Here is an 11,045-nt window from a genome sequence, read left to right on the forward strand (position 1 = left end):
GGCATCATGTGTGTGGGCTGCGGCCGGTGCGTTCGCCAGTGCCCGGTAAATATCGATATCCGCCGGGTGTGCGAACTGATGAACAGCTTCAAACCTGCAGACGCCTGTGCTGTAGAGGGTTAATAAACCCGATGGAGGGAGAAACACGTGCAAAATCCATATTTACCCTATCCGGTCCGCATTGACGACATCACTGTCGAGGCCGAAGACAAGAGCCTGAAGACGTTCAAATTCGTCTTCCTCAACGAGGGCGACGAAGAGAAGTTTGCCTACCAGGCCGGCCAGTTTGCCGAACTGTCCATTCCCGGTAAAGGGGAGATACCCATCGGGATCGCCTCGTCCCCCGCAGAAAAAGGGTTTGTCAAGTTCACCATCAACCGTGCCGGTGTGGTCACCACCCACCTCCACAACATGAAGGTGGGGGACATCATGGGGCTGCGGGGGCCGCTGGGCAACTGGTACCCCTGGGAAGGTCTGGAGGGCAAGAACGTCCTCATCGTGGGCGGTGGATTTGCCTTCACCACCCTTCGCTCATCCATCGTCTATATGCTGGATCCGCCCAACCGGCCGAAATTCGGCAACATCGACGTGGTCTACGGCGCCCGGTCGCCGGGCATGCTGCTGTATAAAGACGAGTTGGTGGAGTGGGAAAAGCGCGACGACATCAACATGCACATCACCGTGGATGCCACCGACGATCCCGATTGGAAGTACAACGTGGGCTTCGTTCCCCCCATCACGGAGCAAAAGGCACCCCAGGGAGGCGACGATACCTATGCCATCGTTTGCGGCCCCCCCATCATGATCAAGTTCACCCAACCGGTGCTCGAAAAACTGGGCTACGCCCACGACCACATCATCATGAGCCTTGAAAACCGCATGAAATGCGGATTCGGCATGTGTGGCCGCTGTGGCATCGGCAAGGAACTGGTGTGCAAGGACGGACCGGTGTTCACCCTGGATCAGATCAATAAAACACCCAGGGAATATTAACCGACCATCGGCTGACAACGTCGATTTCAAGTTATTATTCACCTCGGTAATTTTTGGATTTCGTATTGACATAGAAGGCTTAATCCGTTACTAAGCTTAGATTCTATAAGAGAACTTAAACGGCAGTGTGCCGGAAATACTAACAAATTTGTAAAGGAGGATTGAGTACCATGCCGACAGTCGAATTTGCTGGAAAAAGCTTCACGGTAGATGAAGACGGTTTTATCGATGATTATACCAACTGGTCCGAAGAGTGGCAGCAGTATGTCAAAAAAGAAGAAGGTATCGACGAACTGAACGACGAGCACAAAAAAGTGGTTGAGGTGCTTCGCGAGTATTACGAAAAGAACGGCATCGCCCCCATGGTTCGCGTGCTTTCCAAGGTAACCGGCTTCAAACTGAAACACATCTATGAACTGTTCCCCTCCGGACCCGGAAAGGGAGCTTGTAAAATGGCGGGTCTTCCGAAACCCACCGGATGTGTCTAATCACACCCAACCCTGTTTTTTAAAAAAGGCCCCGCGTTGAACCGAGCGGGGCCTTTTTTAGTTAGGTTCCCATGCGCCTGTCCGTAAAAACCCATTCGCAGACGGAAATGATCGACGTCACCCCCCTGGTTCAGCAGCAGGTAAACGAAAGCGGAATGGACAGCGGCCTTTGCATGGTCTTCGTCCCCCACACCACAGCTGCCGTTACCATCAACGAAAGTGCCGATCCTGCCGTGGCACGGGACATCCTGATGGTGCTCAACAAAATCGTACCGTGGAAAGAAGCCTACCGCCACATGGAAGGCAACTCCCCCGCCCACCTGAAAACCTCAATCATCGGATCATCGGAAACCGTTGCCATCGAAAATGGCCGGCTGGTGCTGGGTACGTGGCAGGGCATCTTCTTTTGTGAGTTTGACGGGCCCCGGACCCGCAGGCTGGACATCCGGTTGCTTCGGGCATGATGAAGGATATCCGTATCGCGGCGGTGGTCTGCCGGTGTCCAGTGGGTCAGGTAAAACACAACATAGAGCGGACCCGGTACTGGACCCTGCGGGCCAAAAAAAAGGGAGCCACTCTGGTCTGCTTCCCTGAGCTCAATCTCACCGGTTACAGCAACCGGGAAGAAATCGCCGACCATGCCATTTCTGCCCATGGACCGGAGATAAACACGCTGGTTCGTCTATCTGTTGATCAGCAAATCGCTATGCTTGTGGGGTTTGCTGAAAAAACCGATGATGGGAGGCTTTGTGCCAGCCATATGGCGATCACGCCACAGGGTCGAACCGGTACTTACCGGAAACTCCACCTGGCCCCGCCGGAAGCCGATCAATTCAGCCCTGGTGAGACCCTGCCGGTATTCCACTGGTCAGGGGTTCATTTCGGCATACAGTTGTGTTACGACGCCCATTTTCCCGAGCTTTCCACACGCATGGCTGAGGCCGGTGCCGACATGATCTTCATCCCCCATGCCTCCCCGCGTGGTCAGGCAATGGACAAGCATCAGTCGTGGATGCGTCACCTGCCCGCCCGGGCATTTGACAACGGCCTCTTCGTGGTAGCCTGCAACCAGATCGGAAACAACGAAAACGGCCTGGTCTTCCCTGGCAATGCCGTGGCCTTTTCCCCTTCCGGCGAGATCCTCGAAACCCGCCTGTCAGGCGACTCGGGAATGATAGTGGCGGACTTGACGGCCGAACAACTCCGCCATGTCCGCAGCCATCGGATGCGTTATTTCTTGCCCAACCGACGGCCCGGGCTCTACAGCCAAGCACCGATACTGACCGACTTTCACGGATAGGGCCTGCTTCAACCCATGGTAGTCAAGATGATCAGCGGCGAAACGGACCAGATTCGAAACACCGATCCTGCCTTGACATCTGGCAGCGGCTATTGAACGAAAAAAATAAGGCTCTCCAGCGGTGTGCCGTCTTTGGAAAGCACTTCCACCATCCACTCACCCGTCCATTCCGGCAGCAGCATTTTCGAACTCCAGGTTCGCCATTCACTGTTGCGAACCGGCAGCACCACCGAGGCCTTCAGGCCACCCTGGTAGTACCAGTTGTGGGTAATCTCGGTCTCCCCCTGGGCGCCGTCGATCCGGGTATAGCAAAAGACCCGCTCAGTCCCAGCAGGGAATACGTCACCGGATCCCAGTGGCCTCCGGTCCACGATCTCCTTGCAGACCACGGCCTGGGACACGGTGATTTCTTGACCCAAGGCCCCGGTGACAAAAACAGAAACCAGCGTCAGGGATACGATCAGGGTAAAAAAGTGCCGGGTGTTCATCTGTCCCTCCTGTTCGAGCAAGTTGAGTGTTAACGTTCTGGTTGCATGTGAATTTTAATGTCGAACATCTTGATGGTGTCGGCAAGCGGGCGCCCGAAGAGAAAGTCAAGCATCCGGCTATCGATGCCCCCTTTTTCCACCGCCAGCTGACGGACATGGGCATCAAACCTGAGAATTTCCAGGATCGCTTTTTCCTGTTTCAACCGCCCCTCGCGGGTCCCCTCTCCCACCCGTGCATGCAGTCCTTCATAGCTGCAGCGCTGCTCATGGTCTTCGATCAGTTCCCAGAGGCCATTGACGCCCGAGAGCAGATCCTGTCGCGTCAGCCGGGTGGTTTCATAGACCGCTTCGATCCGACGGGTGTCCCGGCAGTTTAACGCCCGGCACTCCAGTGGACGATCGTCATAGATACCGCACCCCCGGGTTGCTGGATCATAAAACAAGCACGTCCATCCGCCGGCACACCCCTTGATTTTGATGACCTCTTCGGACAATGGAACCAAGACGCCCTTGACGTTGTCACGGACCCGTTCGCCCCGCCGAATAGTATACAGGCATCGAGCCGGAATGCGGCCGTCATCAATCATGGGCCGGTCCTCCCGGTGCAGGGATGGCCCGCCCTTTTCACAGCAGGTGCCGCAACGTTTGCATGGATTGGGGTTCTGGTTACGCATTTGACACCTGTGCTAAAAGTTGGCAATGCCCTTGCCGATTACACCCGTCACCCACCATATCAAAGCGTTGTTCGCCGCATCGGCACCCGCAATAACCACTCATCCACTCATCCGGCCCGAACACCGGGCGATCTGAACACACGCAACACCTGCCGCATGTCTTCGATGATCAGATAGAGGCATGGCACCAAAAACAGCGTGATCAAAGTAGCGAACAAGATCCCGAACCCCAGGGAGACCGCCATAGGAATCAGAAAACGGGCTTGCCGGGAAGTCTCGAAGATCATGGGAGTCAGCCCACCGAAGGTCGTCAGGGTGGTCAGCATAATGGGGCGGAAGCGGTTAATGGCCGAAATATGAATGGCATCGTGGCGATCCAGCTTCTGAATTCGCTGCCGGTTGGCGAAATCGATCAGCACCAACGAGTCGTTGATCACCACGCCCGAGAGGGCGACGACACCGAACATGCTCATCAGACTGAGGCTGTAACCCATGACCAGGTGTCCGATAACTGCGCCGACGATGCCGAAGGGAATCACCACCATGATGATCAGGGGCTGAATGAAGCTGTTGAAGGGAACGGACAACATGCCATAGATGACCAGCAGGGCAATCATCAAGCCCTTGACCAGACTTTGCATACTCTCTCGGCGATCAGCCTGCCGGCCCTCGAAGCTGTATGTCAGCCCGGGATATTGCATCTGAAGTGCGGGCAGGGTCTCCTCGGTAAGCGATTGAATCACCTGGCCGGCCTTGCTGCGTGGCCGCGCATCGGCGGTAACGGTAACCACACGTCGACCATTGCGCCGATCTATGGTTGTATAGGCCCGTCCCCGCTCGATGCTCACCGCCTCCATCAGCGGAATTTCCGTACCGGTCGGTGTTCGCAGGATCATCTGCTCCAACTGCTCTTCGGAGACGCGCTCGCTTTTAGGCAAACGGACCATCACCCGCACCTCATTGCGGCCCCGCTGCTGACGCAGGGCTTCGGCACCATAATAGGCATGGCGCACCTGCCGGGCCACATCCTGGGCACCCAGCCCCAGACTGCGGGCCTCGGGACGAATGGTGAAATCGATCTGCCGCTTTCCGGGCGAGTACCCGTCGTCGATGTCCGTCACATTGGGGAAGTAGCCCAGCGCTTGGGCCACTTCCGAACTGGCCCGGGCCAGGATGTCGACATTGCGATGACTCAACTCTACGGAAATGGCGGCTCCACGGCCGGGTCCACCAGCATCGGATTCGAACTTCAAGGATTCAAGACCGGTAATCGACCCCACACGCGCACGCCACAGGGCGGTCAGTTCGGCGGTGGAGACAGGACGAATATCCGGCGGGGTGAGATAGACCCGCACGCTGGTCTCGTTGCCGTTGATTCTGGCAAAAATGCCCTCAACCAGTTTTTCCCCGCCATTTTCAGCTACCACCCCTTTGGCCGCTTCAACCAGTTTTTGCTGCACCGCCGCCGTCCGCTGAACAGCCGCGCCGTATGGCAGGACGGCGCTGACCACGGCATAGTCCGACTCCACCTTGGGAAACAGTTCGAAGCCCATCCGGCCACTCCTGACGTAGCTGATGGTGACCAGCAGCAGGGCAACTGCCAGGCTCACGGCGATGTAGCGGTTTTTCAAGACGAGATCCAAAAAGGGACCATAGCGGGTGCGCACCATGCGGGAAAACCAGTCGCTGAAACGGCGCTGCTGCCTGAACAGCCATCCGGAAAGCCCGCTGGTGGGGGCGCTGCGACGCTGGCGGCCGATATGGGCCGGCAGGATAAACAGGCTTTCAATCAGCGAGACGGCAAAGACGGCAATCACCACCACCGGGATCTGTTTGAACACCTTGCCCATGAACCCTGACACGAAGAGCAGGGGGGCAAAGGCCACTATGTTGGTCAGCACGCTGAATGTCACCGGTGTGGCAATTTCGCGCGTTCCGTCCACCGCCGCCTTGAACCACGAAGCCCCTTTCTGGCGATGGTGGAACATATTTTCACCAGCGACGATGGCATCGTCGACGACAATTCCCAGGGTGATGATGAAAGCGAACATGGAGATGATGTTGATGCTCACCCCGGCCATGGGAATAAAAAAGAGGGCGCCGAGGATGGAGATCGGAATGCCGAGGCTCACCCAGAAGGCCAGGCGCGGCTCAAGAAAAATGGCCAGTAAGATGAAGACCAGGGCAAGCCCGATATACCCGTTTCTGAGCATCAGGTCCATGCGCTGCCGGTAGATATCCGAGCGATCATTACGGGCATCCAGGAAAAGCCCCGGCGGCAGATCGGCATTGATCTCGTCCATCTTCTCCCTGACGGCTTCAGATACCGTGATGGGAGTCTGCTCTCCCACCCGGTAAACCTCGATGAATATGGCGGGCGAACCGTTGTAGGTGGCGTAGCTGTCCGAATCTTCGAATCCGTCCGTGATGCGGGCGATGTCCGACAATAGCACCTGGGAGCCTTCATTGCTGGAAATGATGGGAATTCGACCGAATTCGTGTCCGAAGTCACGGCGCTCATTCATGCGCACCAATACGTCGCCGCTGTCGGTCTTGATGGCGCCGCCGGGCAATTCCACCGCCGCACGGCGGATGGCCTGAGCGATCTCATCCAAGGTGAGACCGTAGGCACGCAATTCTGCCTGGGGGACTGATATATCGATCTCGTAGTCACGGACACCAGAAAATTCCACCTGGGTAACATGTGCAGACTGCAGCAGCCGGTCCCTGACCTGCTCGGCCGCCTCACGCAGCACTTTCTCTGTCTGGCTTCCGTAAAGGGCCAGCGAAACCACCGAACGCTTACGCTGGGCAATGGTCACCTTCGGATCTTCGGCCTCATCGGGAAAAGAAGTGATACGGTCCACCTCGGCTTTGATGTCCTGGGCCAGGCGCTGTATGTCTTTTCCTTCGATGATTTCGACGGTAACCGTACCGGATCCTTCGTTGGCCGCCGCCGTGACCTCCTTGATGCCGTCCAGTCCCTGAACCGCCTCTTCAACCGCCAGGATCACCCCCCGCTCAACCTCTCCCGGGCTGGCCCCGGGGTAGGGCACCCGGATCGTCACGTAGTCCAGTTCAAAGTCGGGAAAAACCTCTTTTTTAATCTGTCCGGCATAGACCAGACCACCCACCAGGAACACCACCATCAGCAGGTTGGCGGCCACACTGTGGCCGGCCATCCAGGCAATGGGACCGCGGGATACCGAATCGTTGTGTCGGTGATTTTGCCGGCTGCCGTCAGCCATTGGTACCGTCTTTCGGACCGGATGCACTTTCATCCGTATCAGGTTGCCTGCGAATGGCCTCCACCTGCATACCGGCCACCGGCGCGGCCAGGTCCGAGACCACCAGGCGGTCTCCCGGCGCAATGCGGTCGCGAATCAGCACGTGGCCATCATCGCGCCAGACAGTGACCACCGGCATCATCTGCAGGGTATCGTCGGCAGCGACCAGCCAGATGGTGCTGTTGTCGCGCAGGGCGCTTCGCGGGATACGGTATACATCGTTAAACTGCTCTCCCCGGATCTCTACCCGGACATACTCACCGATCAGCAGCGGTTGGAACGGTTCCCGTTTGCCACGCCCCAGCGGATCGACCACCGAAACCATGATACGGGCCATGCGCCCTTGGGGTTCGAGGTCGCCCAACAGCCGAAGGACTCGGCCGCTGCGCTCGTACCCGCGATAATGGACCACTGCCGGCGCCCCGGTTTCGGATCGGCTGGACGGTATGCGAATCGACCGCAGGCGATCCACCGGCAAGGCAACACGAATCCAGTATTCATCGGTACCCACCAGGTCGGCCAATGCATCCTGAGTGGACACCTGGGAACCGCTCTCGATGTAGGTTGCCCGGACAATGGCATTGAACGGTGCCGTGATAACGGTTCGCGAGAGATTGAGTTTGGCCTGTTCAAGCTCCGCCTGTGCGGCGGCCAGGTCGGATCGCGCTTTGGCCAAATGGGGTTTTCGCAGTGCCAGCTCCTCATCCGCCGCATCGGCCGGCGTCCCTTTGTTCAGCAGAGACCACTCCCTGCGCGCCACATCCTGAAAGCCCAGCTCAACCTTGAGTTCGTATTCGGAATTGATTACCTGGCTCTCTTTTCGTGCCAGTGCCAGCCGGTAATCCTGTGAATCGATCTTTAACAGGCGCTGACCGCTGGCAACGATCCCACCAGCCACGAATTCGCGATGAATCGATTTGACCTGTCCGGAAACTCTTGATTTCAAAGTCATCTCCCTTGCGGGAGCCACCGTTCCCATGGCACTGATCGAAACCTGATGGTCACCGGGGACCAAGGCGATGATATCAACGCGGGGGACGTTTCTAACGGGAGATCGCCGTTGGGCTTTGGGAGCTGTTTTCTTAATGTACCCGGCCAGGCCCAGGCCGGCGGCGATGATGACCAGACAAAGCACAAATGTCAGCATCCGGCGCCATCGGCTTCGGCCGGTTGTTCCGTCAATCGGTTGATTCGATGGTATCATGATCTCATTATCCCTACTTGGTATCACCAACCGTCCCTTGATGGGGCCCGACGTCGACGGTCCAATCACCCCCGAGGGCCCGGTAAAGTCCGATGCGATAGAGAATCAGCAAAGCCTGCTGGCTGATCAGATCACGTTCCAGATCTTGAACGGCCAGCAATTGCGTCAGCACCGGCAGATAATCACTCAGCCCGCTTCGATAGCGCCCGATGGCCTCTTGGAATCCTTTCTGAGCGGCGTCCTTCACGGCAATCAGGCCCTGGATATGTTCCAATTGACGGGTCTCGCTCTCGAGTGCATCTTCAACTTCCTTGATCGCTGTCAGCACGGCCTGGCGATAGGTCCATAGATTTTCATCGGCTGCCGCCCGCGTCCGGTCCACCTCTGCCGCCCGCCGGCCGGCATCAAAGATCGGTGCCGTCAGATTGGCGGCCAGACTCAGCAGCCAGGTATCGAACAGCAGGTCCAGATCACTGCGGCCATATTGGGCACCGGCGGTGAACTGTATTGCCGGCAGGCGGTTGGCCCGGGCGGCAGCCACCTGCCATTCGGCGGCCTTTAAGCGCATGCCGGCCGCCCTTACATCGGGGCGATTGGCCAGCAAATCGGCAGGCAGACCCAGCGCCGGAAGCCGGCCGATGGCAGGCATATCCATCTGTTTCAAACCCAGGTCCGCCCGGGGTGGCCGGCCAAGCAGCACGGCCAGTTCATGCATCAACAACCCGGTTTCGGCCTCGACCAATGGAATTTTCGCTCGCACGTTCTCCACCACCTGCTTTTGCTGATACACATCCAGGGCGGAAACCATGGCTTTCCTGAAGCGCAGCTCGATCAGTTCCAGAAAAATAAGGTTGTTCGCCAGTTGTTTTTCCAACAGTTGCTTCTGCAGCCGCTGGGCGAGAATCCGTATCCAGCGATCGGCCACCTCGGCGGCCAGGGTGATACCGGCTGTCTGCAGGTCCGCTTGGGTGGCGTCCACGGCAAGCAATGCCGCCTCCCGCTGGCTTCGGATCCGGCCCCATAAATCCAATTCGTAGTTGCTGACCAGACCGGCTGCATAGCTCTCATCGCCAATGGAACCGATGGAACCACCGAATGTGTTTTCTGATCTGCGCCGGGTCAATTCGATCGTACCAGATGCCGACAGATCCGGGTAGAGTGCCGCCCCGGCCTGAACGGCCAGTGACCTGGCCTGCTGCAGCCGATACCAGGCCTCCTTAAGCGTAAAATTATTCGACAGCGCTGCATCGATCAATCGGTTAAGTTCCGCTGATCCCATGGATTCCCACCATGGCAAGGAGTGATCCGGTTCTTCGTCATAAAGTGCATAGGCGTCGGGAATTTCACCCGCCGCATCCGGCCGCTCCACCGGCTTGAAGGGGCTGCAGGAAAACAGCACCCAAACCCCCAAAAGTAAAAAAAGCCGGTATCGGTGATGGTTCTTCATGGGCTGACGTTTTCTTAAAGATAATCGTAATCAAGCCTGTCACAAGGTCAATTAGTTGATTTATCACCCCGGATTGGTGGAAACAAGCCCAAACCACCCGGCGTGCAGGATCCAGCAACCGGTAGCGATCGACCGGTCGGCAGTTTTCCAGCATTTGCCTGGCCTGGAAACGGTTTTTTAACGACGGCATTATTTTCTAAACCACTTATTTTATCAAAGTGGTATTTACGAATTTTTATAGTATTGTGATTTGCTATAAATCATATATAATTTATCTGACTGCATAATATTCTTTGATTCAAGATGACAAATCGACTGGAACAGGTCTCCGCGTGGTAACCTAGATGGATCATTGTACCCTATTGAAAAGGCGTTAGAACTCAATTGAACACAACGGCGAGACTCACTGAAAGGAAAATACGATGAAAGAATTAGTCACCTATATCGCACAGTCACTGGTCGACAAACCCGAGCAAGTTTCCGTAGCGGAAGTGCAAGGAAATCAAACCACCGTTTTAGAGCTCACGGTTGCCAAAGAGGATTTGGGGAAGGTCATCGGTAAGCAAGGCCGAACAGCCCAGGCCATGCGAACCATTCTGGGCGCCGTCTCTTCAAAGGTCAAAAAGCGCACGGTTCTTGAAATCATCGAATAGGGGTATGGCTGCTCCGGCGGCTGGTCGGATGGAGGTGTCCGTAAAATCAGTAGTTACAGGCTTTGCTTTTAGCGATTGCATCTAAAATTACAATATATAGTAGTCCGATCTCATCTTTTCCGAATGTAAAAACATCAGCCATTTCCTCTTCAAGGGAAAAGGGCTGATGTTTTTTTTATCGGGAGAAGTCTTCCTGGCACATGGCCATCATCTTGTTTTTCATTCGAAACACACCGCCGACTTGTTGGCAGACAGGCACTTTCCAAGCATTTTTTCTCTAAACCAACTTGAACTTGCGCAGACTAGCAAAAAAAGGCGGGTAGGGTACTGGCTTCTCCCAAAAGACCGGGTAAAGGGGCTCTCCAATCAGCACCGATCCTGGATCATTTGGCCTATCTGCCCGGCGGAAAGTGGCAGCGGATTATTTTTGTTGGATCCATCGCGTACAAGAAAATTGACATGGTCAAGGGTCAGACCAAACTGCCCCAATCGGGGGATATCAAACTGATCG

At 56.3% G+C, this 11,045-nt stretch carries 11 protein-coding genes; 6 read left to right on the top strand and 5 right to left on the bottom strand.

All coding sequences use genetic code 11. The features are described 5' to 3' along the window. Nucleotides 1–6 precede the first annotated feature (6 nt). The 5 genes from QNK41_RS18840 (at nt 7) to QNK41_RS18860 (ending at nt 2,781) form a co-directional block, all read left to right on the top strand. Nucleotides 7–123, top strand: coding sequence for a 4Fe-4S binding protein (locus tag QNK41_RS18840; protein WP_319260091.1), 117 nt, complete (start codon nt 7–9; stop codon nt 121–123). Nucleotides 124–147: 24 nt separating this feature from the next. Next, on the top strand, nt 148–993 hold the full coding sequence (locus tag QNK41_RS18845) for an FAD/NAD(P)-binding protein (protein WP_319260069.1): 846 nt from the start codon (nt 148–150) through the stop codon (nt 991–993). Nucleotides 994–1,163: 170 nt separating this feature from the next. Further along, complete coding sequence (locus QNK41_RS18850) at nt 1,164–1,481, top strand: TusE/DsrC/DsvC family sulfur relay protein (protein ID WP_319260071.1); 318 nt, start codon at nt 1,164–1,166, stop codon at nt 1,479–1,481. 71 nt (nt 1,482–1,552) lie between these two features. Continuing rightward, the gene (locus QNK41_RS18855; RefSeq protein ID WP_319260073.1) at nt 1,553–1,945 is read left to right on the top strand and encodes a secondary thiamine-phosphate synthase enzyme YjbQ; all 393 of its coding nucleotides are present in this window, start codon (nt 1,553–1,555) and stop codon (nt 1,943–1,945) included. Further along, nucleotides 1,942–2,781: a nitrilase-related carbon-nitrogen hydrolase gene (locus tag QNK41_RS18860; RefSeq protein ID WP_319260075.1), complete on the top strand. Its 840-nt coding sequence runs from the start codon at nt 1,942–1,944 to the stop codon at nt 2,779–2,781. The genes QNK41_RS18855 and QNK41_RS18860 overlap by 4 nt, the downstream gene beginning before the upstream one ends. A gap of 89 nt (nt 2,782–2,870) precedes the next feature. Here the strand turns inward: QNK41_RS18860 and QNK41_RS18865 are convergent, their stop codons facing one another. The 5 genes from QNK41_RS18865 to QNK41_RS18885 all read right to left on the bottom strand — a co-directional run bounded on the left by QNK41_RS18865 (nt 2,871) and on the right by QNK41_RS18885 (nt 9,881). Continuing rightward, the gene (locus QNK41_RS18865; RefSeq protein ID WP_319260078.1) at nt 2,871–3,269 is read right to left on the bottom strand and encodes a DUF2914 domain-containing protein; all 399 of its coding nucleotides are present in this window, start codon (nt 3,267–3,269) and stop codon (nt 2,871–2,873) included. 29 nt (nt 3,270–3,298) lie between these two features. Then, nucleotides 3,299–3,943, bottom strand: a complete 645-nt coding sequence (locus QNK41_RS18870; RefSeq protein ID WP_319260079.1) for a YkgJ family cysteine cluster protein — start codon at nt 3,941–3,943, stop codon at nt 3,299–3,301. Nucleotides 3,944–4,050: 107 nt separating this feature from the next. Continuing rightward, on the bottom strand, nt 4,051–7,191 hold the full coding sequence (locus tag QNK41_RS18875; RefSeq protein WP_319260081.1) for an efflux RND transporter permease subunit: 3,141 nt from the start codon (nt 7,189–7,191) through the stop codon (nt 4,051–4,053). Next, the gene (locus QNK41_RS18880; protein WP_319260083.1) at nt 7,184–8,434 is read right to left on the bottom strand and encodes an efflux RND transporter periplasmic adaptor subunit; all 1,251 of its coding nucleotides are present in this window, start codon (nt 8,432–8,434) and stop codon (nt 7,184–7,186) included. Before QNK41_RS18880 ends, QNK41_RS18875 begins: the two co-directional genes overlap by 8 nt. Before the next feature lie 13 nt (nt 8,435–8,447). Further along, nucleotides 8,448–9,881, bottom strand: a complete 1,434-nt coding sequence (locus QNK41_RS18885; RefSeq protein WP_319260086.1) for an efflux transporter outer membrane subunit — start codon at nt 9,879–9,881, stop codon at nt 8,448–8,450. Between the two features lie 422 nt (nt 9,882–10,303). Here QNK41_RS18885 and QNK41_RS18890 point away from each other — a divergent pair, with 422 nt between their 5' ends. Next, a complete protein-coding gene (locus QNK41_RS18890; RefSeq protein ID WP_319260088.1) occupies nt 10,304–10,534 on the top strand; it encodes a KH domain-containing protein in 231 nt (76 codons plus the stop codon). The last annotated feature ends 511 nt before the right edge of the window (nt 10,535–11,045 follow it).

The organism is Desulfosarcina sp., from assembly GCF_033791525.1.
Classification (GTDB): Bacteria; Desulfobacterota; Desulfobacteria; order Desulfobacterales; family Desulfosarcinaceae; genus Desulfosarcina.